This is a genomic window from Oleiphilus sp. HI0066, assembly GCF_001635725.1.
The window spans coordinates 1-26,632 of record NZ_LWFH01001400.1; the positions used below are offsets into that span (position 1 = coordinate 1).

26 protein-coding genes are annotated in these 26,632 nt (G+C 44.9%); 18 read left to right on the forward strand and 8 right to left on the reverse strand.

Annotated features, from left to right (window positions below; genetic code table 11):
* The 8 genes from A3738_RS21050 to A3738_RS21085 all read left to right on the forward strand — a co-directional run.
* Positions 1–1,195 (forward strand): GspE/PulE family protein (locus tag A3738_RS21050; RefSeq protein WP_068763837.1); only part of this gene is annotated, 1,195 nt, incomplete at its 5' end.
* The gene (locus tag A3738_RS21055; RefSeq protein ID WP_068475269.1) at positions 1,182–2,405 is read left to right on the forward strand and encodes a type II secretion system F family protein; all 1,224 of its coding nucleotides are present in this window, start codon (positions 1,182–1,184) and stop codon (positions 2,403–2,405) included. The genes A3738_RS21050 and A3738_RS21055, both read left to right, overlap by 14 nt.
* A 120-nt stretch (positions 2,406–2,525) precedes the next feature.
* A complete protein-coding gene (locus A3738_RS21060; protein WP_068474827.1) occupies positions 2,526–2,762 on the forward strand; it encodes a hypothetical protein in 237 nt (78 codons plus the stop codon).
* A 67-nt stretch (positions 2,763–2,829) separates the two neighbouring features.
* The gene (locus A3738_RS32425; RefSeq protein ID WP_304439251.1) at positions 2,830–3,324 is read left to right on the forward strand and encodes a type II secretion system protein; all 495 of its coding nucleotides are present in this window, start codon (positions 2,830–2,832) and stop codon (positions 3,322–3,324) included.
* On the forward strand, positions 3,299–3,820 hold the full coding sequence (locus A3738_RS21070; RefSeq protein WP_082868885.1) for a type II secretion system protein: 522 nt from the start codon (positions 3,299–3,301) through the stop codon (positions 3,818–3,820). Before A3738_RS32425 ends, A3738_RS21070 begins: the two co-directional genes overlap by 26 nt.
* Positions 3,817–4,299 carry a prepilin-type N-terminal cleavage/methylation domain-containing protein gene (locus A3738_RS21075; protein WP_068475274.1) on the forward strand — a complete coding sequence of 161 codons (483 nt, stop codon included), beginning with the start codon at positions 3,817–3,819 and terminating at the stop codon, positions 4,297–4,299. The genes A3738_RS21070 and A3738_RS21075 overlap by 4 nt, the downstream gene beginning before the upstream one ends.
* Positions 4,289–4,750: a PilW family protein gene (locus A3738_RS21080; RefSeq protein ID WP_068475276.1), complete on the forward strand. Its 462-nt coding sequence runs from the start codon at positions 4,289–4,291 to the stop codon at positions 4,748–4,750. The genes A3738_RS21075 and A3738_RS21080 overlap by 11 nt, the downstream gene beginning before the upstream one ends.
* Before the next feature lie 2 nt (positions 4,751–4,752).
* Positions 4,753–5,094: a hypothetical protein gene (locus tag A3738_RS21085; RefSeq protein WP_068475278.1), complete on the forward strand. Its 342-nt coding sequence runs from the start codon at positions 4,753–4,755 to the stop codon at positions 5,092–5,094.
* A 7-nt stretch (positions 5,095–5,101) separates the two neighbouring features.
* Here the strand turns inward: A3738_RS21085 and glnG are convergent, their stop codons facing one another.
* From glnG to glnA, 4 genes are all read right to left on the reverse strand, one after another.
* Complete coding sequence (gene glnG / locus A3738_RS21090) at positions 5,102–6,538, reverse strand: nitrogen regulation protein NR(I) (RefSeq protein ID WP_068475279.1); 1,437 nt, start codon at positions 6,536–6,538, stop codon at positions 5,102–5,104.
* Between the two features lies 1 nt (position 6,539).
* Positions 6,540–7,613: a nitrogen regulation protein NR(II) gene (gene glnL / locus A3738_RS21095; RefSeq protein WP_068475281.1), complete on the reverse strand. Its 1,074-nt coding sequence runs from the start codon at positions 7,611–7,613 to the stop codon at positions 6,540–6,542.
* Positions 7,614–7,819: 206 nt separating this feature from the next.
* Positions 7,820–8,338 carry a DUF4124 domain-containing protein gene (locus A3738_RS21100; protein ID WP_082868883.1) on the reverse strand — a complete coding sequence of 173 codons (519 nt, stop codon included), beginning with the start codon at positions 8,336–8,338 and terminating at the stop codon, positions 7,820–7,822.
* Between the two features lie 98 nt (positions 8,339–8,436).
* Entirely contained in the window at positions 8,437–9,843 is a 1,407-nt protein-coding gene (gene glnA / locus A3738_RS21105) for a glutamate--ammonia ligase (RefSeq protein ID WP_068475283.1), read from the reverse strand.
* 494 nt (positions 9,844–10,337) lie between these two features.
* Between glnA and typA the strand changes: the two genes are divergently transcribed.
* From typA to waaF, 8 genes are all read left to right on the forward strand, one after another.
* Positions 10,338–12,143: a translational GTPase TypA gene (gene typA / locus A3738_RS21110; RefSeq protein WP_197472355.1), complete on the forward strand. Its 1,806-nt coding sequence runs from the start codon at positions 10,338–10,340 to the stop codon at positions 12,141–12,143.
* Between the two features lie 126 nt (positions 12,144–12,269).
* Positions 12,270–12,707, forward strand: a complete 438-nt coding sequence (gene dtd / locus A3738_RS21115) for a D-aminoacyl-tRNA deacylase (protein WP_068475285.1) — start codon at positions 12,270–12,272, stop codon at positions 12,705–12,707.
* Positions 12,708–13,284: 577 nt separating this feature from the next.
* Positions 13,285–14,223 (forward strand): porin, encoded by a 939-nt coding sequence (locus tag A3738_RS21120; protein ID WP_068502400.1) that lies wholly within the window; start codon positions 13,285–13,287, stop codon positions 14,221–14,223.
* A 103-nt stretch (positions 14,224–14,326) separates the two neighbouring features.
* Complete coding sequence (locus A3738_RS21125) at positions 14,327–14,989, forward strand: CYTH domain-containing protein (RefSeq protein ID WP_068475289.1); 663 nt, start codon at positions 14,327–14,329, stop codon at positions 14,987–14,989.
* Between the two features lie 3 nt (positions 14,990–14,992).
* Complete coding sequence (locus A3738_RS21130; RefSeq protein WP_068475291.1) at positions 14,993–15,904, forward strand: DUF547 domain-containing protein; 912 nt, start codon at positions 14,993–14,995, stop codon at positions 15,902–15,904.
* A 115-nt stretch (positions 15,905–16,019) separates the two neighbouring features.
* Positions 16,020–18,923, forward strand: coding sequence for a bifunctional [glutamate--ammonia ligase]-adenylyl-L-tyrosine phosphorylase/[glutamate--ammonia-ligase] adenylyltransferase (glnE, locus tag A3738_RS21135; protein ID WP_068475293.1), 2,904 nt, complete (start codon positions 16,020–16,022; stop codon positions 18,921–18,923).
* A 147-nt stretch (positions 18,924–19,070) separates the two neighbouring features.
* Positions 19,071–19,991: a branched-chain amino acid transaminase gene (locus tag A3738_RS21140; RefSeq protein ID WP_068475295.1), complete on the forward strand. Its 921-nt coding sequence runs from the start codon at positions 19,071–19,073 to the stop codon at positions 19,989–19,991.
* 29 nt (positions 19,992–20,020) lie between these two features.
* Positions 20,021–21,031, forward strand: coding sequence for a lipopolysaccharide heptosyltransferase II (gene waaF / locus A3738_RS21145; protein WP_068475297.1), 1,011 nt, complete (start codon positions 20,021–20,023; stop codon positions 21,029–21,031).
* 239 nt (positions 21,032–21,270) lie between these two features.
* On the opposite strand, the gene A3738_RS21150 is transcribed toward waaF, so the two are convergent.
* Genes A3738_RS21150 through A3738_RS29525 form a run of 3 tightly spaced genes read right to left on the reverse strand, consistent with a single transcriptional unit; the run spans position 21,271 to position 24,168 of the window.
* Positions 21,271–21,858: an SIS domain-containing protein gene (locus tag A3738_RS21150; protein WP_068475299.1), complete on the reverse strand. Its 588-nt coding sequence runs from the start codon at positions 21,856–21,858 to the stop codon at positions 21,271–21,273.
* A 43-nt stretch (positions 21,859–21,901) separates the two neighbouring features.
* Positions 21,902–22,471 carry a D-glycero-beta-D-manno-heptose 1,7-bisphosphate 7-phosphatase gene (locus A3738_RS21155; protein WP_068475301.1) on the reverse strand — a complete coding sequence of 190 codons (570 nt, stop codon included), beginning with the start codon at positions 22,469–22,471 and terminating at the stop codon, positions 21,902–21,904.
* Complete coding sequence (locus tag A3738_RS29525; protein ID WP_082878444.1) at positions 22,468–24,168, reverse strand: glycosyltransferase; 1,701 nt, start codon at positions 24,166–24,168, stop codon at positions 22,468–22,470. Before A3738_RS29525 ends, A3738_RS21155 begins: the two co-directional genes overlap by 4 nt.
* A 110-nt stretch (positions 24,169–24,278) precedes the next feature.
* Here A3738_RS29525 and A3738_RS21165 point away from each other — a divergent pair, with 110 nt between their 5' ends.
* Together A3738_RS21165 and A3738_RS21170 are read left to right on the forward strand one after the other, a co-directional pair.
* Positions 24,279–25,172, forward strand: coding sequence for a lysophospholipid acyltransferase family protein (locus A3738_RS21165; RefSeq protein ID WP_068475303.1), 894 nt, complete (start codon positions 24,279–24,281; stop codon positions 25,170–25,172).
* A 7-nt stretch (positions 25,173–25,179) separates the two neighbouring features.
* Positions 25,180–25,926, forward strand: coding sequence for a hypothetical protein (locus A3738_RS21170; protein WP_082869027.1), 747 nt, complete (start codon positions 25,180–25,182; stop codon positions 25,924–25,926).
* Here the strand turns inward: A3738_RS21170 and A3738_RS21175 are convergent.
* Positions 25,911–26,615 carry a 3-deoxy-D-manno-octulosonic acid kinase gene (locus A3738_RS21175; RefSeq protein ID WP_197472354.1) on the reverse strand — a complete coding sequence of 235 codons (705 nt, stop codon included), beginning with the start codon at positions 26,613–26,615 and terminating at the stop codon, positions 25,911–25,913. The two genes, A3738_RS21170 and A3738_RS21175, sit on opposite strands and share 16 nt — an antisense overlap.
* Positions 26,616–26,632 lie beyond the last annotated feature (17 nt).

Consider the following 26,632-nt stretch of genomic DNA (forward strand, 5'->3'; position numbering starts at 1 on the left):
TGACGATAGTGATGCGCCCGTTGTTCGTTTGCTGCAAACTATTTTTGAAGATGCAGTATTAGCGCGTGCTTCGGATGTCCATATAGAGCCAGAAGAAACCGTGATCCGTATTCGCCGTCGTGTAGATGGTGTGCTCAGTGAAACAGTGATGCGTGAAACAAGAGTTGGAGCGGCGCTAGTGCTTCGACTTAAGTTAATGTGCGGCTTAAATATATCTGAAAAGCGTCTGCCTCAAGACGGGCGTTTCAATATTCTCGTTAATGGACGTTCGATTGACGTGCGTCTTGCGACACTTCCGACACAGTTTGGTGAAACCGCTGTATTGCGTCTCTTAGATCAAAGCCAGCAAGTTCTGAATCTGTCTGACACAGGTATGCCTCCTGAGATTGAAGTGCGATTCAAACAAGCTCTGGCACAACCGCATGGCATGATTCTGGTAACTGGGCCAACCGGTAGCGGAAAAACCACAACGCTCTATGGGGCTCTGAAGTTTTTAAATAAACCTGAGCTCAAAATAGTGACTGTAGAAGACCCTATTGAGTACCGGATGAGCCGACTTACGCAAATTCAGGTGAACCCCAAAATAGGATTAGATTTTGCCTCTGTTGCGAGAGCGAGTCTTCGTCATGACCCAGACGTGCTTTTAGTCGGTGAAATGCGGGATGAAGAGACCGTCGATATCGGCTTAAGGTCGGCGATGACGGGACACCTAGTATTGTCCACGCTTCATACCAATGATGCGATTTCGAGTGCACTGCGTTTAATGGATATGAAAGCAGAGCCCTACATGATTGCGGGTTCTATCTATGGGGTATTAGCACAACGCTTAGTAAGACGTTTGTGTGAGCAATGTGCTCAAGAAACTCATTTAGATGAGCATGAGAAGGTTCTAGTTGAAGAGCTTTTAAAGAATGACAATGGGCTATCTGATGAAGACCTTTCATTCAAAGCTCCTCAAGGTTGTCCGGCATGTTCGAATACTGGTTATAAAGGTCGTGTCGGGGTGTTTGAATGGCTCGAGTTGGATGAACCATGTTTAGAAGCTTTAAGGCAAAATGAGACACGGACCTTCATTCAACATGCTCGACAGGCTAAACACTATCAGCCTCTCGCTGTATCTGCCTTGCATCTCGCTATGAATGGTGTCACTTCTTTAGAAGAAGCACTGAAGGTTGCTGGTTATGCCGAGCTTTGAGTATCGAGCCCGAGATCAAAAAGGTGCGTTGCACCACGGTGTAATGGAAGCAGCGCACGGAGCAGATGTTGCGCGCGCGATGAAGCAAAGAGATCTGCTACCGGTCTCGATTGAGGTGCTCGAGACGCGTCGCAAAGAGCTCGCTTTACCTTCAAGAAAAAAGGTGTCGAGTGAAATCTTAATTATGTTTTCGCGCCAAATGTATGCCTTGCTTGCAGCGGGTGTGCCGATTACGAAAGCAATATTGGGATTAGCAGAGGCAAGTCGTTCTTCTACATTTATGCGAACTTTATTAGATGTGAGTCAGCGACTCGAATCTGGAACAGAGTTGAACTTGGCGTTTCAGGCTCACAGGGAAGTATTTAGTGATTTATATATCACCATGGTGCGTGTGGGAGAGAGTACCGGAAAGTTAGAAGAGTCGTTTCACAAATTGGCTGAGCACTTGGAGCGAGAGCGAGAAGCAAAAAGGCGTTTTAAGCAGGTAACACGTTATCCATTGTTTTTATTCTTAGCCATCATTGCTGCGCTTTTGTTTATCAACGTTTGGGTGATTCCTGAGTTTCAGGGGCTATTTTCAAAATTTGATTCTGACTTGCCGTTTGCAACCCAAGTATTAGTCAGTTCCGCAGAGTTTTTCCATGATTATGCATGGCTTCTTGTATTGTTTGCTCTGATTTCAGGTGCTGTATTTTGGCAGTGGGTGAATACGACAGAAGGGGCGCTTCGATGGAGTCGCTTTGTGCTGAAAGTGCCAGTGCTCGGCACCTTGCTCCGTTACATCGCGTTGTCTCGTTTTGTGCATAGTTTTGCCATGGTTGTGCGCGCAGGTATGCCGATCACAGAAGGGTTGAGTATCTCAGGTTACGCAAGCGGGAACCCATGGATCGCCAAGCGTATATCGCGTATGAGAACAGCGATAGAGCGAGGTGAGTCTCTTTATCCGGCTGCTTTAATTAGTGGTGTTTTTACTAGTTTGGTGTTGCAGATGCTTGCCGTGGGTGAAGAGTCCGGAAATCTGGATGTTTTGTTAGAAGAAGTGGCTCAATTTTACGATGAAGAGGTCGATTATAGTCTAAAGACATTAACGGATGTCATTGAGCCGATTTTAATTATTGCGATGGGCTTGGTCGTTTTGATGTTAGCGCTAGGGGTGGCGTTACCTATTTGGGACCTTGGTCAGGCAGCAATGGGCGGCAACGTAAGTTAAAAATTATAACAACGATAATACTCAAGTAATGAAACGCTAAAGTCGAACTATTCAAAATAACGACTACGCTAACGCGCATTGAGTAAGTTTCTAATCATATAAAATAAAGGCAACAAGCCAATGAAAAAAACGATTGGACAACTAGGGACGGATGTAAATCAGAAAGGGTATCGAAAATCAGGCCGATCTTGGGTGCTGGTGTCGAGTGTAGTGATCGCAAGTTTGCTGGCAGTAAATGCTGTCGCGAAATACGCGGATTTTCATGAAGTCGCTCGCGATTACCACCATGCTATGCAAGATGATGCGAATCAACGCATGCAAGTGTTGAGCTTGGTCACATCGGAACGAGAAAAATAAGGTCGGCGCTAGTCAATAAGCCTAGTCCGTCTATAGTTAATAATAACAAATTAACGAATATCGAATTATGCAGAAGTACAGTCTAATGCGTGCACGTCAGTCGCGCGGTTTTACCCTTATTGAATTAGTGATGGTTATTGTCATCTTAGGTATTTTGTCTGCCTTTGCAATTCCACGATTTGCAGATCTTGGAAAAGAAGCGCGTGAGGCTTCGCTTGCCGGTGTCGCAGGTGCCATCAAATCTGCAGCAGCAATTGCTCATGCGGAGCAATTAGTGAAAGGTGCAAGCTTAGGCGAAGCCGTCACATTGGATGGTGCTCGTATTACCATGGTGAACGGATATCCGACGGCTAATATAGCCGGCATTGCTATTGCTGCGGGTGTTGAACAAAACAAAGACTTTATTGTTCAAAGCGAGGGTGCTCGAGGTGGTGATGTCTTGCGTCTAGAGCTTCAAAAAGATTGTTATGTTGATTACACAGCGGCGAAAGCTGATCTTGATAACACTGCTCCAATTCGCGTTAGTTATGGCGTGAATGTTGTCGCCACTGGTTGTGGCTAGTTTTAAAGCGAATCGTGCGCGGCAACGAGGATTTACCTTAGTAGAACTTATTGCCGTCATTCTTATTCTATCGAGCCTTGTCTGGCTCTCTGTTCGCTCTTTTTCTCCAAGTTTATTTCATACCTACTCGTATACTCAGGTCTTGAATCAATATATTGCTAGGGCGCAATCCTTGGCACTTGCTAACCAAGATAAGGCAGGCGTTTATGTTGAGCTCAATGCCTTAGAAGAAAAGCCAGTGATATTGCTTCTGATATCTGATCGGCATGTATCTCGCTTTGAGTCAAAAGAGCGTTTTTCCGTTCGTTCCTTAGAAGGAGAGTTATCTTCTAAACCTCTTCGTTTAGCTTGGCGTAAAGACGGTCAGCTTGATGCTGCGCGTCCTCAGCCTTTGAAGCTATCTGTTGATAAAGAGAGTAAGCTGATTTGTATAATGCTTAATGGTGAAGTTATCGAAGATCAGACGATCGCTGCGTCTGAATGTGGTGGGCTATGAGAACGTTTAACACAATACGTGGGTTTACCTTAGTAGAAGTCTTAATTGCCTTGCTCGTTTTGACTGTCAGTGTCTCTAGCCTTTTTTATGCTTATCGCCTTGCTTTATCGGGTGTCGGTAAAAGCATTGAAGCACAGCAGTCCATCATGCTGTCGAATAGCTATTATTCTGATCTCAATCACCAATCACCTAGCCAGTTAAAGAAAAACCTCGAAGAAAAGTGCAAAGCGCTTACGGCACGAAATGAAAGTGTGAGTATCGTGCATCAACCTCCTATGTTGGCAGGTTCGCTTTATCTTGGTTTGAACAACATTTATGAATCATATTCCGTCGAGATCACTTTTCCTTGCACGGGTTTAACGGACTCTCGTTTATTAGCAAACTTGACCATTATGCCGCCATCTGGCCAAAAATATGAATTTGATATGGCTATGAGTAAGTTGTTAAGTGAACCGGTGAGTAAGTCCAATGCTCTCTAAACAGAAAGGTGTCACGTTGATCGAGCTAGTGCTAGCGATCGTTGTTGGTGCGGCGGTGATTGCAATGCTGATCCCTGTGTTGAAATTTATGTTTAGTGTGCCAGAAAAGGCCCAAGCAGCTGATAGAGCCTCGCATAAAGCATTCATAGTGAGTGAAAATATCGTTCGAGCACTTCGTAACGCTAGTGAGGTGCAGATAGAGTCAGAGCAATGCCTAACAGGAGAGAGCAAGGCGCAATCATTCTCTTTTTGTTTTGAGGGTGGAGAGCTAATCCGGACAGACGCTTTTGGAAACAAGAATGTCTTAATGCGAAGTATCTCTGGTCGCTTTGATAAGGTTGCGAACGCAAGCGCGATTAACCTTGCTTTTGTCATTTCTGAATCACAAGCACGCTATTCGTTCTCTCAAGCTCACTTCATGCAAAACAATGATACTTTGGGGCGAGATTAAATATGTATGCACGTGCGGAGCAAGGCTTTATGTTATTGAGTGCAGTGTTTGTTCTGTTGCTTTGTGCTGTATTATCGCTGACACTCGTGGAACGGACTATTAATGTGAGTGAGCGAAGCGCTACCAACATGCTTTCTGCGCAAGCATATTTTTATGCCGATTCCGTACTCGTCGAAGCAGATGATTCGGGGGCTTGTGATGTAAATAGCTCTCATGTCTTGGCAAAACATGATGCACTGTCTTGTCAGGTAAGAGTTGAGTGTAATGAATCTGAAATGAGGTCTGCCGTGGCGGTATGTAAAACGCGCGACGGCATCCCTATTGTTCGAAAGGCAATGAAATAAGGTCTATTTAGGCTTCTTCGACAACGTCTTCAGAAGACTCCATGCCTAATTCTTTGATTTTTCTTGTTAAGGTATTTCTGCCCCAGCCCAATAGTAACGATGCGTCGCGACGACGACCGCTCGTGTGGCTTAATGCCGTCTCAATCATGATTCGCTCGAACTCAGGAACAGCTGTATCAAGAATGGCGTCTTTGCCTTTTTTAAGTTCTTGGTCAGCCCATTGACGAAGCCCTTCTTGCCACGTGACGCCAGTTGCTTGAATCTCTTTGCTTTCAAGCAACTCAGGAGGGAGGTCTGATACATGAAGCTCCCTACCGCTCGCCATTACCGTAAGCCAGCGACAGGTGTTTTCGAGTTGTCGAACATTACCTGGCCATGGCATTGCGCTCAGATATTCCTCGGTTTCGGGTCTTAGTATTTTAGGTTCTACCGCGAGCTCGTCTGCAGCACGCTTTAAGAAAAAGTGCGTGAGTTTCGGTATGTCTTCTCGACGATCGCTTAAGCGAGGTAAGTGCACACGAATGACATTCAAGCGATGAAATAAATCTTCTCTGAACGAGCCATCTGATACGAGGCCTTCTAGATTTTGGTGTGTCGCAGCAATAATTCGGACATCTACTTTGACCGGTGTGTGTCCACCAACGCGGTAAAATTCGCCGTCAGCAAGCACGCGTAACAGCCGTGTTTGCGTATCTGCAGGCATGTCACCAATTTCATCTAAGAACAGTGTGCCGCCGTTCGCTTGTTCAAACCGTCCAGTTCGCTGGCCGCCTGCTCCTGTAAATGCGCCTTTTTCGTGACCGAATAGTTCAGATTCAATCAAATCTTTCGGTATAGCGGCCATATTAAGTGCAATAAATGGCTCTTTCGCTCGAGGACTATGTTGGTGCAAAGCTTTAGCGACGAGCTCCTTACCTGTTCCCGATTCCCCGTTAATGAGAACCGTAATATTTGAATGAGAAAGACGGCCGATAGCACGGAAAACTTCCTGCATTGCTGGTGCTTCACCAATAATGACAGTGCTTTCTTCAATGTTATTAACTTGTGTGTCGCCATTTTTTGCACGTAGCTCTTGCGAGTGAGCAATTGCGCGCTTCGCAAGTGCGACGGCATCTTCGAGATCAAAGGGCTTTGGCAGGTAGTCAAAAGCACCTTTTTGGTAGGATGTGACGGCACTGTCTAGGTCTGAATGAGCCGTCATTATGATCACAGGGATATCAGGATCATGTTGATGGATGCCAGTGAGTAACTCTAAGCCATCAATGCCCGGCATACGGATATCGCTAATCACGGCGTCAGGCGTTTCTCTCGTTAAGCTATCCAGAACGCCATCCGCGCTTTCGAATGAACGAATAGTGTAGTTTTCCTTTGCTAGGGCTTTTTCTAGTACCCATCGAATTGATCTATCGTCGTCAATTATCCATACGAGTGGTTGGGAACTCATGTTACATCTCCAAAGGAAGGTAAACGATAAAGTCAGTACGGCCAGGTTGGCTCTCGCACTCTACTAAACCATTATGTTTGGTAAAAATACTTTGTGTGATTGACAGTCCAAGGCCCGTGCCTTCAGCGCGACCGCTAATCATTGGGTAGAAAATGTTCTGAATGAAGTTTTTATCAATGCCGGGACCATTATCGATAAGCTCGATACGAGCAACGATTCGATGGCGTGTTTGACCAATCGTAAATTGTCTTAGCGCACGCGTACGAATAGTGATACTCGCGTCTTCACCAGATTGCGCTTGCGGCTCTAATGCTTGCAGCGCATTTTTTGCGATATTTAGGAAGCCTTGAATGAGTTGGCTTTTATCTCCTTGTATCTCAGGAATACTTGGGTCGTAGTCTTTGACGATGCGAATTGCATTACCTGACTCGGCTCGAATGAGCGCACATACGCGCTCCAAGATTTCGTGCACGTTAAGAGGGCTCAGATTGAGCGCTTTGTGGGTGCCTAACATGCGGTCCACAAGATCACGTAAACGATCCGTTTCTTCTATGATTACCTGCGTATACTCGCTTTGCTCATCGCTTAGTTCCGATGACAGGAGCTGTGCCGCACCACGAATTCCTCCAAGAGGATTCTTGATTTCATGTGCAAGGCCTCTAATGAGGATTTTCGCTGTTTCTTGATTTTCTTGTAGCTGTTCTTCTCGGCTGATTCTAAGTAATCGATCTTTTGCTTGTATCTCAACAAGTAAACAAGGCGCATTATTAGCGATCAGACTAGAAACAGTGCAGTCAACGAGAATGTGTTCGCCATTTAATAAGGTCATCTTACATTCGCGTTGAGTGTAAGAGTGCCCCGTTTTAAGGATCTCTTTCATCTCGTCGATGAGATTACTTTCAATGTCACTAAATAGTTCAGGAAATTTCGCGGCTTCCAAGCGTTTTTGGCTTACTTGGGTCAACATTTCAGCAGCAGGGTTGTAATCAAGCACCGTCAAGTCTTCCGCTAAAACGAGAACGGATGTCGATAGGTTGTCTAGGATCACTGATTGCTGAATGTTTTGGTTTTTCATTCGTCTTTTCTGGCTTTATATGATGGTTTCGCACCGTTTAAGACAACTAGCAATAATTAAACCATTTGCGGTGCATTCATTTTGATAAGAGCTAAGTTATTGAATTTACCAAGATTGTTATTCTGTTAATCGCTCGATAACAATCCTTCGCACTTGAGGAGAGCACAATGAAGATTTTACATGCACCATGGTGGTGCATCAAGAGTTTAGTTTAGCTTTGAAGGTCGGTGCATTGTGAAAGATATGGAGGAGGATTTGATGATTTTACCGCTAGCATCGCTAATCTGAACGCTAAGTTGGTGCGTTCCGCGAAATACGTTATCAACAATCAACGATGTGGTGCGTTGTTCGCCTACGAGTTGGTTATCGATGAAGATTTTATATATGTGGCTCGGTCTTAATTCTGGGAATGAGGTAAAAGAAATGTTTACTGTGCCAGAGCCGCTGTGGAATGCACTGTCATTGCTAGGGCTTAGTATCTTTAAGGATTGATAGAGTTCTTTTGTTGTTGTGTCAGCTTGTTGAGTGTTCGTTGAGCTAGGAGGTAGTTTAAGTGCGGGTACTGTAGCGACATCTTGCACTTCTATTGTTTCAGAGCGTTCGCTTGGTTCGTCTGAGAAAGAGATGCTGCCATCAGGGTTAATGGTTTTGTAGACCTTGGTAGCGCCACTTAGGCCAATTGTTAAAGCCAAAAGGAAGAGGGAAGAAATGATTGATTTTGTCATGGCTTCGGGCAGCTCCGTTGCGTATTAGGCTGCTACTAGTATGAACCTCAGATATAAAAAAGCCCAGCATTTGCTGGGCTTTTCTTTAAAACAAAGTCTTAAACTGAGTAGTACATGTCGAACTCAACTGGGTGAGTTGTCATGTTCAATGTCTCAACTTCTTCACGCTTAAGTTCAAGGTAGCCTTGAATCATATCTTCAGTGAACACGCCGCCTTTTGTAAGGAATTCGTGATCAGCTTCAAGAGCGTCAAGTGCAACGTCAAACGTTTCAGCAACAGTTGGGATCTCAGCCGCTTCTTCAGCTGGAAGATCGTACAAGTCTTTATCTGCTGGATCGCCAGGGTGGATCTTGTTCTGGATACCGTCAAGACCAGCCATCATCAATGCAGAGAACGCCAAGTATGGGTTTGCAGATGGGTCAGGGAAACGAGCTTCCATACGACGCGCTTTTGGCGAGTTAACGAATGGAATACGGATAGAAGCTGAACGGTTACGTGCAGAGTATGCAAGCATAACTGGAGCTTCGAAACCTGGAACCAAACGCTTATAAGAGTTTGTAGAAGCGTTAGTGAATGCGTTGATCGCGCGAGCATGCTTGATGATACCGCCGATGTAGTACAAACACTCGTCTGAAAGACCTGCGTAGCCGTCACCAGCGAAGATGTTGTTGCCATCTTTTGCTAGAGACATGTGTACGTGCATACCAGAACCGTTGTCACCTACAAGAGGCTTAGGCATGAATGTCGCAGTCTTGCCGTAAGCGTGTGCAACGTTGTGTACACAGTACTTAAGAATTTGAACTTCGTCGGCTTTGTTTACAAGTGTGTTCGCACCAACGCCGATTTCACACTGACCAGCAGTACCTACTTCGTGGTGGTGTACTTCGATCACTAGTCCCATTGCTTCCATTGCAGCACACATTGCGCCACGAAGATCGTGCAAAGAGTCAACTGGTGGTACTGGGAAGTAACCGCCTTTAACGCCAGGACGGTGACCAGTGTTGCCGCCTTCGATGCTTGCGTCGCTAGACCATGCAGCTTCTTCAGAGTTGATTTGGTACATCGCACCGCTGATGTCAGCTTTCCACTTAACATCGTCAAATACGAAGAACTCTGGCTCTGGACCAAACAATGCGCTGTCTGCGATGCCAGTAGACTTCAAGTATTCTTCTGCGCGCTTAGCAACAGAGCGTGGGTCACGCTCGTAGCCTTGCATAGTTGCAGGCTCAACGATGTCACAACGCAAGATAAGAGTGGTTTCTTCAGTGAAAGGATCAAGAACTGAAGTAGAGTCGTCAGGCATAAGGATCATGTCTGATTCGTTGATGCCTTTCCAGCCAGCGATAGATGAACCGTCAAACATTTTGCCTTCTTCGAAGAAGTCTTCGTCAACTTCAGATGAAGGGATGCTTACGTGCTGCTCTTTACCACGTGTGTCTGTGAAGCGAAGGTCTACCCACGTTACTTCATTTTCTTGGATCAGGCCCAGAGTTTTCTCTGACATTATATTTACTCCATTTAACGGATGTTTTCGAACACCAAAGAGGTCGTTCTTGTATTTCGGTCTGCGACGATTGTTATCACCTTTGCAGATGTTTGTTGTCGCAAACTGTTGTTTTATTGACGCAATAAGCGTTCTTTGGGGCTTATTTCGTACTCGCGCCTATAAAATTGGCAGCAGCGTAACACGCTAGGCAACCTATTTATAGGGTTTCACGGGGTGTGCCCGCTTTTGGTTCACTAGATATGCAAGCATCTTGCCAAAAGTTAAGAGGCTCTATTTTTTGAGTATAAACAACGAATTAGGAATTTCTTGGAATTTTACAAAGGTTTTTATTGCGCCTTAATGGTGCGCATGGCTTCTTGCAGGGTCAATTTGGTGCATTCGTTGTTTTGGGTAGGATTGCAAATAAATGTACATTTGATGTCCATCTTCATTTGCTTGCTGTATACTCCGCGTCCGATTTTTTAACCCTCAAATTTTTGGGAATTGCTGTTGTGATTGAGAACCTTAGAAATATCGCCATTATCGCGCACGTTGACCATGGTAAGACTACCCTGGTTGATGGCTTGTTAGGTCAGTCCGGTACCTTAGATCGTAAAGATGAAGGTGCTGAGCGAATTATGGACTCGAACGATCAAGAGAAGGAGCGTGGCATTACCATTCTTGCTAAGAACACAGCAATTACATGGAATGATTACCGTATTAATATTGTGGACACTCCTGGGCACGCCGACTTCGGTGGTGAGGTAGAGCGTGTTCTTTCTATGGTTGATTCTGTACTACTTCTTGTTGATGCAGTAGACGGACCGATGCCACAGACGCGTTTTGTAACGTCAAAGGCGTTTGAGAAAGGTTTGAACCCGATTGTTGTTATCAACAAGATTGACCGTCCGGGTGCGCGTCCTGATTGGGTAATGGATCAGGTGTTCGACTTGTTTGATCGACTCGGTGCAACCGATGAGCAGTTAGACTTCCCTGTGATTTATGCGTCTGCATTGAATGGTATTGCGGGAGATGATCCGGAAGAAATGGCAGAAGACATGACGCCATTGTTTCAAATGATCGTTGATCAAGTTCCAGCGCCAAAAGTTGACCCTGAGGGTTCTTTCCAAATGCAAATCTCTGCATTGGATTATGATTCATATGTAGGTGTTATTGGTATTGGACGCATCACGCGCGGAACGCTGTCGCCTAATCAGCAAGTTATTGTTAAGCAAGCAGATGGCAACGAGCGTAAAGGTAAGGTTCTTAACGTGAAGGGTTATCATGGTCTTGATCGTGTGGATACTGATTTGGCGAGTGCGGGCGATATTGTGTGTATTAATGGTATCGACGGATTAAGCATTTCAGATACTTTATGTGATCCAGCAAATGTTGAAGCATTGCCGGCGCTAAGTGTTGATGAGCCAACAGTAAGCATGACCTTCCAAGTAAACGATTCGCCGTTTGCTGGTCTCGAAGGCAAGTTCGTAACTTCACGAAATATCAAAGATCGTTTAGATCAAGAGCTTATCCATAATGTAGCATTGCGTGTTGAGCAGGGCGATACAGCTGATAAGTTTGTTGTGAGCGGTCGTGGTGAGCTTCACCTTTCAGTTTTGATCGAAACAATGCGTCGTGAAGGCTTTGAACTAGCAGTATCTCGTCCAGAAGTTATCGAGAAAGAAATCGATGGCGTGATGATGGAGCCCTACGAGAACGTAGTAATTGATGTTGAAGATCAGCATCAGGGTTCGATCATGGAAGAGCTTGGTTTGCGTAAGGCTGAGTTGACTAACATGGAGCCAGACGGCAAAGGTCGCGTAAAACTCGAGTTCTCAGTGCCGTCGCGCGGTTTGATTGGTTTCCGTGGTCAGTTCCTTACGCTTACATCAGGTAGCGGTATCATGACATCTGTATTTGATCGTTATGATGTAGTTAAAGCTGGTGAAGTTGTATCACGTCAAAATGGTGTATTGATTTCAATGGTGAAAGGCAAGACCTTGTCTTACTCTTTATTCAATCTTCAGGATCGTGGTCGTTTATTCTTGGGTCACGCTGTAGATGTATATGAAGGCCAGATTATCGGTATTCACTCTCGTTCTAACGATTTGGCAGTTAACCCTACAAAAGGTAAGCAGCTAACGAACGTACGTGCATCTGGCACAGATGAAGCGTTAACGCTGGTTCCACCTATTCGTCACACGCTAGAGCAAGCGCTTGAATTCATCGAAGATGATGAGCTAGTTGAGGTAACGCCTGAAAGCATTCGTTTGCGTAAAAAGCTATTGACTGAAAACGAACGTAAGCGCGCGAAGTAAGTTTTTCAGTAAAGTTTAGAAAGCCGAAGCATGTCTTCGGCTTTTTTTATATCTTGAGAAAGTAAACATATACTGGAGTCAGAGTACTTTTACTCTGACCTCTAATTGGTTTTGGAAAGTGAGGCGATGAAAGCACTTATTCAAAGAGTAAAAAATGCATCGGTTGAAGTGAATGGGCAAATTGTCGGAGCTATTGATGAGGGTATTCTTCTGCTGCTAGGCGTTGAGAAAGATGACGATCAGCTGGTTTCAGACCGTATGCTCAAAAAAATTCTCGCTTATAGAATCTTTGATGATGAGAACGGAAGAATGGGGAGAAGTCTTGCTGATATAAATGGCGGTTTGTTGGTTGTGTCACAGTTCACCTTAGTGGCTGATACTAAAAAAGGAACCAAGCCGAGCTTTTCTTCAGCGGCGCCGCCGGAGCATGGTGAGTTGATATATAACCACTTTGTGGCACAAGCGTACGAATCGCACCAAAATATTGCGACCGGTCAATTCGGCGCAGATATGCAGGTAAGCCTCTTAAACGACGGGCCTGTGACCTTTATGTTAGAGCTCTAATCTTGCATTTATTGCCTTATTTTCCCTGAAATATGACAAAAATAAGAATTTTTGCACTAAAAAATTGCGTAGTGTAACAAAGTGTACTAAACAGAATACAAGGGAATGCATTAAGTTATTGCTCTAACACGCTGTTTTGACTATAAAAATGAACATTTTGTAGGTTTTTGTGGGTGCCATTGGAAATCTGGCACGGTTCTAGCTAAATGCTTAAGCGTTAGGAAATGGAGTAACTTGCCATTAGTAAGCGGCGATACTCTTGTTTAGAAACGAGTGCTGACAAAGCGCATATTTTCTAAACAAGCTGTAACGTGCGAAATGTGAACTTTTTGGCTTAAGATACTTTTGGTCAAACCAACGAGCATACTTTTGGTGCACTCAGTGTTCGAAAGTATGGCAGTCGTGAAAGAAATTGCTCGGTCATTTCGGTTGTAATATTTCTGTCATGGGTGTGAAATTAAATGGGCACCACTTTGGGGTTTCCCATTGAAACTATAAAAAACAATTTAATAGCTATTAAATTAACTAAGAACGAGCGGGCAAGGCCCAATCTTCAATTAGCAATAAGGAAGACGAAATGAAAAAGACTCTGATCGCTTCAGCTGTAGCAGCAGCTGCACTATCTTCAAACGCATTCGCGATGGATCATGCATCTGATCTTGCTGAAAAGCTTGATTTAATGCCAACTATCTACGGTAACATTCAGTTAGTTAACGACACTACTGATGACTCGCTTACAGATGATACTACTTCTGAGTTCGCAGATAACGGTTCTACGCTTGGCTTCAAGCACGAGCACGAGATCGCTTCAGGTATCTCAGGTTATTTCAAAGCTGAGCTTGAGTTCGATGCTGATGACAAAGAAGGTAACGGCGGCCTTAACGGTTTTGACGAAGCTTACATCGGTGTAAAAGGTGATTTCGGTAGCGTTCAGTTTGGTTCTGACGATACTGTTGCTGAAGATTTCGACGTTATGGACTTCGAAGAAGTTTATGGTATCGGAACTGGTAACTTGGTTGGTATGTCTGAAGGTGACAACATCCAATACCGATCTCCAGATTTCAACGGTTTGACTTTTGGTGTTACTCAAAAAGCTGATCAAAAGCCTACTGACACTGTATTGACTTCTGCTTCTGTTGGTTACTCTGCAGATGCATTCGGTGCAACTCTTTCTTACGCAGTTGGTCGTGGCGATGCAGAAGATGCATTCGGTCTTGGTGGTACTTTCGCTATTGAAGACTTAACTTTGATGGCTTCTTACGAAGATCAAGATAAAGCTTCATACGCTGCGATTGGTGCATTGTACACAATGGGTGCTGCTCAATACGGTACTGGTGACAACGGCTTGGACGGTGCTGCTGAAGAAACTGTTGACGAGTTCTGGTTGCAAGCGCTTTATAACATCAGCGACAACATGTACACGTACATTGAATACGTTGATGCAGAAGAAGAAACTGGTTCTACTACTACTAAGGATCAGTCTAACTTCTCAATCGGTGCTACATACTATTTCTAAGTCTAACTTAGTAAGCTAGTTAAAAAGAACCGGCCTATTGGCCGGTTTTTTTGTGTCTGTTGTTTAGTAAAATTTTACTGTTGTTAAGGTGTTGGATTAGAAAATGGCAAGAGAATTGGAATTGAAGCTGCGTTGTCGCGAGCAGATTGATTTGCAGGCTGTAATACAGTGTTGTGAAGATCTTGGTGCTACTTTTGCTTCTAAAGATCAGGCGCTCACTGAATCGAAGAATCTGCGCAATATTTACTTTGATACGGATTCTCTATTGCTGCACAAACAGCGCATGGCTTTGCGGGTGCGAAATAAAGCTGGATATTACATTCAAACACTTAAAACATCTGGAACAAGTATTGATGGAATCAGTCAGCGGGGTGAGTGGGAGTGGTCGCTGGATCAGAGCGAGTTAGATATGCCTTTGTTGAATGAAGCGCCTGTCTGGAGTGCGCAGTTGCGTGATCAAGAATATCGTGCTGTGTTTGAAACGAACTTCTTACGCGAAGCGTGTGAGTTTGATTATCAGGGTTACGCTTTTGAGCTGGTATTAGATGTCGGAGAGATTGTATCTCAAGCTCGCACTAATACGGTGTCTATCAATGAAATTGAGATTGAGCTGAAGGTCAGTCATTCTGCCGAGTCGGCTGGTATGGGAACTGGAAAGGCTGTTTCGGTTTTACAAAGTTTATCGCATGCACTGTGTCAGAACTTGCCATCAGAGCAATATGATGTAAGCAAGGCGGAACGTGGGTACGCCTTGTTTTTAGGCTAAAGAATGATGTTTGGCGGTATTAAGAAGATGAAGTTAGTTGTTGCATGTAAAGCTTGCTTGCTATGTCTTATTCTGAGTTTGTATGCCTCTGTTTCTTTTGCTGATCTCCCAATTGAAAACGCGACAGAAAAAGCAGCTGAGCAAGCGCCTGGCGGCGTGGATGCAATTCAGCATAGCGATGTGAAGTTGGCCGAGTTTTACGTGCTTTATCAGTCAGTGCTGTCTGATTACCTTGTGCCGGGTGAGAAGAATGGTGTTGAACTTAATTTAGTCAATTATGCCGATCTTCGTTCTGACGATCGGTTAGATACGCTCATGCAGTTTTTGGCTGAATACGATTATGATCAACTAACGAATAAGACGGAGCGTATTGCCTACTTCTTGAATGCGTACAACATTATGGCGATCAATATGGTTGTCGAAAATTGGCCCCTGAAAAGTCTTCGCGGTTTAGGGAATATGTTTCGTCCTGTGTGGACGCATAGTTGCGGCACATTTAATAACGAGCACATGACCCTGCGAAAGCTTGAGCATGATATTTTGCGAAAACAAAATGAGCCTCGCATTCATTTCGCTTTAAATTGCGCTTCTGTTTCATGTCCTGATTTGCGATCTGAGCCCTATGTTGGCGAGAGGCTCGAGCAACAGTTGTCTGAGCAAACTTTTGGCTTCTTTAAACAATCGGGAAAGGGCGTGGTTGTTGATGGCAATCAGATCAAGGTGACACCTTTGCTTGATTGGTTCGAGGAGGATTTTGAACCGGTAGGTGGGGTGACTGCTTTTCTTCATACATATCTGCCAAAAGATAGTGTTCCTGCTGATTGGCAGCTTCAAGGTTTTCTTCCGTACGATTGGGAGGTCAATGCGCATCTCTCGGGATCAGAAAAACGCCAAATTAGAATGCGAGATAAGTAAGTCTTTCGGTTTCCTCTTCCGGCTTAAAACTTGATGCAGGGCAGCATTTTGTTGAGATGCTTTGCTACACTTCTTCGCATTACTCGTATTCTTTATCGTTTCATTGGTATCCACTATGTCGTTCGCACATTTTGTCGTTGAGCAACCATCCTCTTTACGCGCAAACGCTACCCGTTTTTTAGATCATGTTCAGGAAAGTGATTCTTATGAATTGCTGTCTGATGATTTCAAAGCAACGTTGACGCGAGCTTGTGCGCTCAGCCCTTTTGTCGCTGAGTTTGTCTCTAAGTACCCTGAAGTATTAGTTGATTGGCAGTCACCGGATTCGGCTTTGTTTTTAGGGCGATCTGAAAAATTGATGACTCAGCTCTTAGCTCAGAAGCTAGACGAGTGTAATGATGAAACTCAAGCAATGGCTGTGTTACGCGTGTTTCGGAACACTGAGCAGGCAAGGATTATATGGCGAGACATGAATGGTCTTGGCAATCTTGATCAGACGCTCGCCGAGGCGAGTGCGTTGGCTGATGTGTGTATTCAGCAATGTTTGATTTGGTTGCACGCACGTTTTATTGCGCGATATGGAACACCGCGCAACGCTGATGGCGAAGAGCAGAGAATGATTGTGCTCGGCATGGGTAAATTAGGTGCGCGCGAGCTCAATGTGTCTTCTGATATCGACTTAATTTTTGCCTTTCCTGAAAAGGGCGAGACAGACCATCCAAAAAAGCCCATTGATAATCATCAATTTTTCTCAAAGTTGGGGCAGAAGCTGATTCATATGTTGGATGCTCAAACGGCAGAGGGTTTTGTATTTCGCGTTGATATGCGTCTGCGGCCTTATGGAACTAGCGGTGCCTTGGCTTTGAATCTGCGCGGTTTTGAAGATTACTTCCAAACACAAGGTCGTGAATGGGAGCGTTTTGCCATGCTGAAGGCGCGTGCAATCACCGGTACCAAAAATGACCGAGCAGTGTTGCTGAAGAGTATCATTCAGCCATTTGTGTATCGTAAATATCCCGACTATTCGAGCTTTCAAGCTTTGCGAGATATGAAGCGACTTATTATGTCTGAGGTGCATCGCAAAGGTGGCGATAGAAACATTAAGCTGGGTAGCGGTGGGATTCGTGAGATTGAATTTATTGCGCAAGCCGCGCAGCTCATATACGGAGGTCGTGACTTAAGACTCCAAGACACTGGTCTGCAAAGCGCTTATCAAACACTTGCTGAACAAGATTATCTGCCTAGTGAGTGGGTTGATCGTTTGTTAGAGGCATATTGTTACCTGCGCGATTTAGAGCACGCAATACAGGGGTATAAAGATCAGCAGACTCAGCAATTGCCTGATGAAGAAGCTGCACAAGATGCCGTTGTGCTGGCTATGAATGAAGAAAGTTGGGGCGCGTTAGTTGCCAGGCAAGCCAAGTTGCGGGCAAATGTATCGGCTATTTTTGAAGAGTTCCTGCAAGAAGATGCACAAAGCGAAGAGCATGAGGATGCTGGTGCTTATGAGTGGCTTCAGATCTGGCAGGTCGAAGACGATGAGCAGGGAAGTCGCACAGAGGCTTGGGCCAAGGAATTTGAACGGGCAGGGTATGATGATCCAGTTCTAGCCGCTCAGGCGATGGTTCAATTCAAAGACTTACCGCGTTTTCGCTCGATGACGCCAGCTGCGTATAAACGATTCGAAGAATTTTTGCCTCGCTTGCTTAATACGCTGGCAGTTGGCGAAGCGCCGAGCCTGACGTTAAAGCGCGTTTTGAAAGTAGTTCAAGCCGTCTTAGGGCGTTCTATCTATTTGGTTCTTCTTATTGAAAATGAGCAGGCGCTTCAACAGCTTTGTAAGTTGTGTTCAGAGAGTGAATGGTTCGCTGAACATATTTCGGCCACGCCAGTTGTACTCGATGACTTACTAAAGCCGGAGTTGCTGTATACGCCGCCTAAACGCGAAGAGTTAAGTGATGAGTTGCGTCAGTCCTTGTTACGTATTCCTGAGGAAGATCTTGAAGCGCAGATGGATTGTTTGAGGAATTTCAAACAGTCACATATGTTGCGTGTCGCAGCCGCTGAGATAAGCGGTGTCTTGCCTGTGATGAAAGTAAGTGATTACTTAACATGGTTGGCTGAAGCCTGTGTCGATTCGGCATTATCGATCGCTTTGCACAACTTAAGTCAGAAACATGGTTTCCCAGAAGGGGACGAATTAGAAGGTGGCTATTCTGGGTTTGCTGTGGTCGGTTACGGCAAGCTTGGTGGTATTGAGCTGGGCTATAGTTCAGACCTCGATATGGTATTTATTTACGATGCCAATGACTTCGGCTCAACGGATGGCGATAAGCCAATTAATAATCAGCTTTTTTATACTCGTTTAGGTCAGCGCTTGGTGCATATTTTGGGAGCCCAAACCTCTCAAGGGATATGTTATGAAGTGGACATGCGTTTGCGCCCCTCTGGTAATTCTGGAATGTTGGTGTCTTCGATTAAAGCCTTTGAAAAATACCAAAGAGAAGATGCTTGGACGTGGGAGCATCAGGCCTTAGTTCGTGCTCGCTGTGTTGCTGGTGATGAGCGGGTAATGGCTAAATTTGATGCAGTACGCGATGCAATTTTGAGTATGCCAAGAGAGCGCGCCAAGTTGCTTGAAGAAGTCCGAGTGATGAGAGAGAAGATGCATACGGCTGCAGCAGATAAGCTCGGCTCGATCGACATGGCAGAAAAAAATATCAAGCAAGGTCGAGGTGGATTGATTGATATTGAGTTCTTAACGCAGTTCTTGGTATTGGCCAATGCGCATGAGCATCCATCACTAACAGTTTGGTCAGATAATGTGCGCTTGTTGGAGGCACTTTCGTCAACCATTGATGAAAAACTTTCGTATCAAGCTTTGGATGATGCGTATAGAGCCTTACGATCTGCGTTGCACAGAAAAAGTTTGTCAGGTGTTAGTTATCCTGAAGGATTGAAAGAGTTTCCGGTTGAGCGCGATGTGGCGCACGATGCGTTTGTAAAAATCTTCGGTTAATCACCATGTTGATATCAAGGATTTATCTTTCAGCTCAACTTATTCGTAGGCGAAAACGCTTGTCTTTGGTAGAATGCCCAACCTTTTATTTTTATTATTGAAACTCAAGCTAGCTAAGGCGCTAGCCACTGTAAGGAGTGAAGCACGATGTCGATGGCTGATAGAGATGGCCTGATTTGGTTTGACGGAAAAATGGTACCTTGGCGTGATGCTCAGGTGCACGTACTCACGCATACATTGCACTATGGTATGGGTGTGTTTGAAGGCGTCCGTGCTTATGAAACTTCTGAAGGTACAGCGATCTTTAAGCTTCAGGATCACACTGATCGTCTTTTCCGTTCTGCGCACATCATGCACATGGAAATGCCTTATACCAAAGAAGAAATCAATGAAGCGCAGAAAGCTGTTGTTCGCGAGAACAATCTGAAAGAAGCGTATTTGCGTCCAATGGTGTTCTTTGGTTCTGAAGGCATGGGTTTGCGTGCTGATAACTTAAAAGTACACGTGATTGTTGCTGCTTGGGAGTGGCCATCATATATGTCACCTGAGCTTCGCGAGCAGGGTATTAAAGTACGTACTTCTTCTTACACGCGTCATCATGTGAACATCAGCATGTGTAAAGCGAAGGCTAACGGACATTACATCAATTCTATGTTGGCTTTGCGTGAAGCATTAGATAGCGGTTGTGATGAAGCATTGCTTTTGGATAACGAAGGTTACGTTGCAGAAGGTTCTGGCGAGAACATCTTTATTATCCGTGAAGGTAAGATGTTCACACCTGAGCTTACTTCATGCTTGGATGGCTTAACGCGTCGTACTATCTTTGCTTTTGCGGAAGAGCTAGGCGTTGAGATCATTGAGAAGCGTATTACACGTGATGAAGTATATGTGGCTGACGAAGCATTCTTTACCGGAACTGCTGCGGAAGTTCTTCCAATTCGTGAATTGGATGGACGTAAGATTGGTAATGGCGCACGTGGTCCATTGACCGAGAAGTTCCAAACTATGTACTTTGACGCAGTTAAAGGTAAGCGTGAGCAAAACCAAGACTGGCTGACGCTAGTTTAATTGCGTTTTACGGTATCGGAGATACTGATTTGAAAATTTTTATCGTAGGCCCGTCCTGGGTTGGCGATATGGTGATGGCGCAGAGTTTATTTATTGCTTTGCGTCGACTCCACCCATCTGTACAAATAGATGTTCTTGCTCCAGCTTGGAGTCGCCCCATAATTGAAGCAATGCCTGAAGTGAATAAAGCCATTGATATGCCTTTAGGGCATGGTGTGCTTGATATTAAATCTCGCAGAATGCTTGGGCATAGTTTGCGCTCAGAGCAATACGACTGGGCGATTGTCCTTCCAAATTCGTTTAAGTCGGCATTGATTCCGTGGTTTGCGAAGATTCCTCGACGTACTGCCTGGAAAGGTGAAATGCGCTATGGCGTGGTCAATGATTTGCGTCAGCTAGATAAAAGCGTTTTTTCATTGATGGTGCATAAGTATGTTGGGCTCGCTTATGACAAGGGAACAACGCCAGATGCATTTGAGTGTCCGGCTCCCTTGCTTGTTCCTGCGACAGAGAATATTGCTAAAGCGATGACGAAGTTCGGTTTGGACAAGAGTAAGTCGGTGCTAGCGCTATGTCCGGGTGCGGAGTTTGGGCGTGCTAAGAAGTGGCCAGAGAGGCACTATGCAGAGATCGCACGTCGCCATATTGCTGAAGGTGGACAAGTTTGGTTATTTGGGTCTCAGAATGATGTGCCCGCATGTGGGGCTATTGCCGATTCTATCGATCAAGATTGTGTTAGTTTGCTGGCAGGCAATACCAGCCTAGAAGAGGCGGTTGCGTTAATGTCTCAAGCTGATTTGGCCTTAGCCAATGACTCAGGCTTGATGCACGTAGCGGCCGCATTGAATGTCCCAACGCTTGGCTTGTTTGGTTCGACCTCTCCAGATTACACACCGCCACTCAGTGAGAAGTCTGCGGTTATAAAAGCTAGCATAGACTGTAGTCCATGTTTCAAGCGTGATTGCCCATTTGGTCACTATAAGTGTTTGGAGGAGATGATGCCGGATAGGGTTTGGACGGCTTTGCAGGGTTTAAAATAGCTACTGCGACAACTTGGGCAGTGTTGAAAGCGAGCTCAAAATGCTCATTTATTCGCATATAAACTCTGCGTTCTCGCAACGCTTTCGCCTTGCCCACGTTTCTCTCGTAACGCTATTTGCCTCAATTTCATTTGGTTGAAAGTTAAAGTTTGCTCTCTTGTTCTCTTAGTACATTGGTTTAGTAATATTGGGGTCAGAGTACTTTTACTCTGACCCCGATCTATGAGCGTCCAGCGTTCTCAATCCTTGGGAAGCTCTGGGCATAGCGCTTGTTCAATTCCATCGCAAAGAATATGACCTAACATAATGTGTGCTTCTTGGATTGTTGCAGTAAGCGGCGCAGGAACCGCTAAGCAAGTGTCCGATATTTCCTTAAGCTGGCCTTTTTCGCCACTCATACCAATCACTTTGATGCCTTTTTTACGCGCTACATCGATGGCCTTGATTACGTTTCCAGAGTTACCAGATGTTGAGATAGCGACAAGTACATCGCCTGCTTGACCAAGTCCTGATAGTTGTCTTGCAAAGACTTCGTCATAGCCATAGTCATTACCGATCGCGGTTAAGGCTGAGGTGTCAGTGGTTAGTGCGATGGCTGGCAATGATTCACGATCAAAGCGATAGCGGCCAACGAGTTCAGCAGCAAGATGTTGAGCATCCGAGGCGCTTCCTCCGTTACCAATAAACAGTACTTTTTTACCTGCACGTATCGCTTCAACACAAAGTTGAATGGAGGTTTCTAGCTGCTCGAGGATGGCAGCATCATTTGAAATACGTGTTTTTGCTTCGATGCTGCGTTCAATATGCGCTTTGATGCGTTGACTCATATGATTATCCAATTAGTTCGCGAGTATTTTCTTGGGGCGTAGTTTACAACAGTCTTGTGACGCTGCTAAGGCTTCGTGTCTTGTAAAATCGTTTAGATTTTTCCAAATAAAGCTCTGGGAATATGCGGCTTCGGTGCGCGCTGTGCACATTTGGATCTTTGAATAAGACGGCTTTGCCGACGCCGGCAGTACGAGCTACTGAGACATCAGAGCTGCTATCGCCAACCAAAATGCTTTCAGCCAATCGTAATTTGAAGTCGCGCGTTGCTTTTGTGATCATGCCTGGTCTTGGTTTTCTGCATGTACAAGGTTGAGAAAACTTTGGATGATGCGGGCAGTGATAAGTATGCTGAACGCGAATTCCCTGCTTAGAAAACATGGATTCTATCCAATGTGTAAAAGATTGGAACGTCGCTTCGTCGTAGTATTTGCGTGCGATGCCGCTCTGATTTGTCACGATAATAATGGCATAGCTTTTTCGTTGCGCCTCTTTGCAAAGATCGAAAATGCCATCAACAAAATCGCAGTCTTCTTGGCGATGCACGTAGCCATGGTTCACGTTAATAACGCCATCTCTATCGAGTAAAAGTGCTTTGCGCGTTGGCGTTGTCATGCTGTTGTTTTATCCATTTCTTTCAAGATTTGTTCTGCAAGTAATTGATGCCCCTCTGCTGAAAAATGCGTTGGGTCGTCGTAGTGTGTTTGCATATTGCGTTCAAATACGTCGTAGCATTTTATGAGAGAGGTCTTGCTGTGTTTTTGAGCCAGTTCGGCGAGAGCGACATTATAAGCTTTAATCGCTTGGTTGCGAGATTTATCGTGATTGGGGGCTGTTTCGATCAACACCACGGAGGACTGCGTTTTATTGATGATGGTTTCTATATTTTCTTTGTATTCGTTCAAAGGAACTTGGTTTTGCATGCCAAATAGTTTGCCTATCCCTATTTTTCGACCGTATTTCTTCCATTTTTTTACCCAGCGTCGAAGAAATCTACGAGTGGATGAGTCAGGGTAATACAGCACATAAGGCGCGGCTTTGATTGTCAGCCAGCTATCGACAAGGCCATATTGAATGAAAATAATTTCGATCTTCGGGTGTTCGTAGTCTTTGAAAAACTCGAGCGCTTCACGCGTAGTAGACATGGTCAGTCCGCAATTCTGTATTGAACGCTCAAAGTGGCGCCCAACTATGTCGGCATATACTGGTGCCTTGAGTTGCTCTGTACCACAGGTATTGCAGTCGCCTAAAAACAGAAACTGAGCTTGAGTCTCTGTTAGAGAGGCGTACTTGTCTTGATATGCGTTTAGCATGCGCGTGCTCGTGAGTTGTGTTTTTGCATACTCAAATGCATCGTTTTCCATACTCGCTAATCGCCTGACCTTATGACTATTGCCAAGTTTTGCAGAGATTTCACTGCGTAACTCTTCCACCGAGTTCGCTTGAATAATTGCTTCGTTCGGAAGCAGTGAGGCTGCGCCTGATACTTTAGTTGATAGTACGGGTGTATCTGCTTGCAGCGCTTCGATCATGCTTAAACTCAATCCCTCCCGGGTCGAGTTAATAACAAGTGCATCGGCTCCGTAGAGAAATCGTCGCGCGTTATGTTGGTGGCCGATAAGCTTAATATGTTCTGACTCGTATTCTTTTAACGCTTTTTTTTCTGGGCCATCGCCAACAATGATTAGATTAACGGGCAAAGTCTGGCAGGCTTTCATCACGTTTGAATATGCTTTGACCTTTGCAAGCCTTCCAATGCAAATCAGTATTGGCCAATCAGGGGTCAAATCATAATTGGCTATTAGTTCGGCCCGCAAGATGCCTGAATCCCCGCTAAAAAGATCTATGCCATTCTCAATGCAGGTGCTGGTGACGGCTTGTTTTTGTAGTTGTGTTTGAATGTCACGACTAACTGCGATCACTGCATCAACGTGTTTCACTGAAGGATAGTTTTCTTTGAAACCGTGGATAGTGACAAGTTTTTTGATGCTTCTAGAGAGCCTTAAGGCATTGATCAGTTCGACAGACTTTAATCCATGACAGTGAATGATATCGGGTTTGAAAGCGTCAATGGCTTCTTGTACGGATTGAGAAAGTTGGGGGTTTTTGCGTGAAAGCGTGCTGTCAACAGAGAAGGTTTGTTGGGGCACTTGTTCACACAATGCTTGGTGCGCAACAAGACTGAGGATCGAATCATTATGCGAATTGAAGTATGCGATCAACTTGAGTATTTGCTGCTCCATGCCACCTTGTAACAAACCGTTTTGATTAGGCTTTGATAGGCAGAGTAAGAGAATGCGTGTTTGACTCATAAAGAAATTCGAATTATCACGGTTGCGTTGACTATAGGCTGTAATTCAATGGTATATGCTCTAAACTGCACAGCCAATTTCTTGTTTCTATCTGTCTGTTTCTCAATTATATGAAAGATAAACTCATCGCTTGGTTAGTGACGCGCATTTTGAAGTTGCTGTCGTTACTGTCTTACTCATCAACGCAAAAGCTTGGGCGTGTCATTGGACGAGCGTTGTGGCTCGGTGACTCTAGTCTTACGCGGGTGACTAAAGTCAATGTAGAGCTTGCATTCCCAGACTTAGAACAAGAACAGCAACAAGCACTCATCAAAGCTAGCTTAACAGAAACCGCAAAGCTTTTTGCTGAGTTTGGCGCAATGTGGGAATGGCCTACAGAGAAAGCGCTAGGTTTAGTTAAGTCTGTTCGGGGCAAAGAGTTATTCGATATGGCGTCAGAGCAAAACAAAGGGTTGATCGTTCTTGCGCCGCACCATGGCAATTGGGAATTGGTTGGTTTGTATTTATCTACATTACGCCCCATGGCTGCCTTATATCGCCCCCCTAAAATAAAGCCTTTAGAAGACTACATGTCTAAAGTGCGTGGTCGTCATGGCTCAGAGTTAGTGCCCACCACGAAACGTGGGGTGATTCGTTTGTTCTCGATTTTGCGTGAGCAAGGAATGGTTGGTGTATTACCTGATCAGGTTCCTCAAGGCAGCGGCGGTATTTTCGCACCATTCATGGGGGTCGAAGCGAATTCTGTCAAGCTGGTGTCGCGTTTGATCGAAAAGACAGATTGCTTGGTATTAAGTCTGGTTGCGATGCGCCGTGAGGACGGTACGGGATTTGACTTGATCTTTAGAAAGGCAGATCCGGATATTTATAGTGATGACTTATATACCTCGGTTGCTGCTATGAATCGAACAGTAGAGACCTGTGTGCGTGATAGACCCGAACAATATCAATGGGAATATAAGCGTTTCAAAGACGCACGAAAGGGAAGTCGACATACCTACGGATAGCTCGCGTATGCAACGAACAATTGTCTGTTTGAAGTGGGGTGAGATGTACGGCCCTCAATACGTCAACAATCTCTACGCAATGATTAGGCGTAATCTACAGGGCGATTTTCGCTTTGTTTGTCTAACGGATAATTCGACCGGCATTCGATCCGAAGTTGATTGCCAGCCTTTGCCAGATTTTCCAGAACCTGAATGGAAGTATGCGAGATACTGCTCAGCATGGCGCAAATTAGCCTTGTTTGATGCGGGTAAGTTGGGCCTAAACGGCCGTATTTTATTCTTAGATTTAGACCTTGTTATATTGAGTGCCATTGATGAGCTCTTTGAGGGTGATGCGCCTTTTTTGATGCTAGAAAATTGGTATCAACCTGGTAATGGTCAGGCGTCTTTAATGCGTTATGACAGTGACTTTGCCAAACCTGTATTAGACGAGTACTTGTCTGATTCTGAGACGATATTGAAGACTTACGTAACTGAGCAAGCGTTTATTGCGGAGCGTTTGTGCGTTAATGGCGCTTACTTTGACCCAAGTTATTGCGTGAGCTTTAAAAAACATGTGATGCATAGTGATTGGCGTCGTTTTACGAGCAAGCCCTATGATAAACCCGAGGGGGCCAAGGTCATTGTGTTTCATGGTCGGCCAAACCCGCCGGATGCGATTAAAGGTGATTGGGGGAAGTCATTACCTGCATTAAAACGCTGGTGGAAGGGTTTAAAGCCTTGTCCTTGGATTGCCGATTATTGGCGTGAGTGAGCGTACTCGTAGTGCTCCATAAACTGGGTCCAGTTTGCTTCGGTCCAAATAATTCCATGTCGAACATGTTCTTTGATGAAGCTGCGCTCTAGACGTTCGATCATGCGCATTCGGTGTCGTTCTTTCAGTTTAAAGATTTTAGCTTGATCAAAGTCGATGACCCAAACCTTTTTCTGAGCATCTACCAGAATGTTCTGAATATTTAGGTCGGGGTGGAAGACGCCATGCTTGTGCAGGTCTGCAATGCAATAGGCCAAGTCTTTAATAAGTTGGTTGCTTGCAGGTTCTTGCAGTACTTTGAGAAGGTCTTCTGCTGTGTCGATGCGTTTCGTGAGAAGGTCTGCCGTATAGTGACGTCCTCTTTTAATAACGCGCGCGCCCGCAGGCTCTGGAACGGGTAGTCCTGCATCATGGAGTTTCTGTAGTATTCGGAACTCTTTGATAGATCGTGTTTTATCAAACGAAAAGAATAAATAGTGATCACGATTAAAGCGGCTAATTAGCCCGCCTCGATAATAGTGACGCAACACAAGTGCATACTCGTTATGGCGCACAAACCAGGTTGTTCCTCTGCCAGATTCATGACCTTCAACTGCATGAATACTTTGCCAATACTTAGGGTCAAAGTATTCGGTTTTTTGTTCATGGAAAATTCCATGATTAACTTTAATGAAGGTGTTTTTCAGCATGTACGTCATTTATCGAT

Excerpts from the sequence above, each read along its gene's own strand:
- glnL (WP_068475281.1), bottom strand. The coding sequence starts at position 7,613 with ATGAAAAACCAAAACATTCAGCAATCAGTGATCCTAGACAACCTATCG.
- A3738_RS21140 (WP_068475295.1), top strand. The coding sequence starts at position 19,071 with ATGTCGATGGCTGATAGAGATGGCCTGATTTGGTTTGACGGAAAAATG.
- glnG (WP_068475279.1), bottom strand. The coding sequence starts at position 6,538 with ATGAGTTCCCAACCACTCGTATGGATAATTGACGACGATAGATCAATT.
- glnE (WP_068475293.1), top strand. The coding sequence starts at position 16,020 with ATGTCGTTCGCACATTTTGTCGTTGAGCAACCATCCTCTTTACGCGCA.
- A3738_RS21165 (WP_068475303.1), top strand. The coding sequence starts at position 24,279 with ATGAAAGATAAACTCATCGCTTGGTTAGTGACGCGCATTTTGAAGTTG.
- dtd (WP_068475285.1), top strand. The coding sequence starts at position 12,270 with ATGAAAGCACTTATTCAAAGAGTAAAAAATGCATCGGTTGAAGTGAAT.
- A3738_RS21085 (WP_068475278.1), top strand. The coding sequence starts at position 4,753 with ATGTATGCACGTGCGGAGCAAGGCTTTATGTTATTGAGTGCAGTGTTT.
- A3738_RS21070 (WP_082868885.1), top strand. The coding sequence starts at position 3,299 with ATGTTGTCGCCACTGGTTGTGGCTAGTTTTAAAGCGAATCGTGCGCGG.
- A3738_RS21130 (WP_068475291.1), top strand. The coding sequence starts at position 14,993 with ATGATGTTTGGCGGTATTAAGAAGATGAAGTTAGTTGTTGCATGTAAA.
- A3738_RS29525 (WP_082878444.1), bottom strand. The coding sequence starts at position 24,168 with ATGAGTCAAACACGCATTCTCTTACTCTGCCTATCAAAGCCTAATCAA.
- A3738_RS32425 (WP_304439251.1), top strand. The coding sequence starts at position 2,830 with ATGCAGAAGTACAGTCTAATGCGTGCACGTCAGTCGCGCGGTTTTACC.
- A3738_RS21175 (WP_197472354.1), bottom strand. The coding sequence starts at position 26,615 with ATGCTGAAAAACACCTTCATTAAAGTTAATCATGGAATTTTCCATGAA.
- A3738_RS21125 (WP_068475289.1), top strand. The coding sequence starts at position 14,327 with ATGGCAAGAGAATTGGAATTGAAGCTGCGTTGTCGCGAGCAGATTGAT.
- A3738_RS21120 (WP_068502400.1), top strand. The coding sequence starts at position 13,285 with ATGAAAAAGACTCTGATCGCTTCAGCTGTAGCAGCAGCTGCACTATCT.
- A3738_RS21150 (WP_068475299.1), bottom strand. The coding sequence starts at position 21,858 with ATGAGTCAACGCATCAAAGCGCATATTGAACGCAGCATCGAAGCAAAA.
- A3738_RS21060 (WP_068474827.1), top strand. The coding sequence starts at position 2,526 with ATGAAAAAAACGATTGGACAACTAGGGACGGATGTAAATCAGAAAGGG.
- A3738_RS21170 (WP_082869027.1), top strand. The coding sequence starts at position 25,180 with ATGCAACGAACAATTGTCTGTTTGAAGTGGGGTGAGATGTACGGCCCT.
- A3738_RS21055 (WP_068475269.1), top strand. The coding sequence starts at position 1,182 with ATGCCGAGCTTTGAGTATCGAGCCCGAGATCAAAAAGGTGCGTTGCAC.
- A3738_RS21075 (WP_068475274.1), top strand. The coding sequence starts at position 3,817 with ATGAGAACGTTTAACACAATACGTGGGTTTACCTTAGTAGAAGTCTTA.
- A3738_RS21100 (WP_082868883.1), bottom strand. The coding sequence starts at position 8,338 with ATGACAAAATCAATCATTTCTTCCCTCTTCCTTTTGGCTTTAACAATT.
- glnA (WP_068475283.1), bottom strand. The coding sequence starts at position 9,843 with ATGTCAGAGAAAACTCTGGGCCTGATCCAAGAAAATGAAGTAACGTGG.
- A3738_RS21155 (WP_068475301.1), bottom strand. The coding sequence starts at position 22,471 with ATGACAACGCCAACGCGCAAAGCACTTTTACTCGATAGAGATGGCGTT.
- A3738_RS21080 (WP_068475276.1), top strand. The coding sequence starts at position 4,289 with ATGCTCTCTAAACAGAAAGGTGTCACGTTGATCGAGCTAGTGCTAGCG.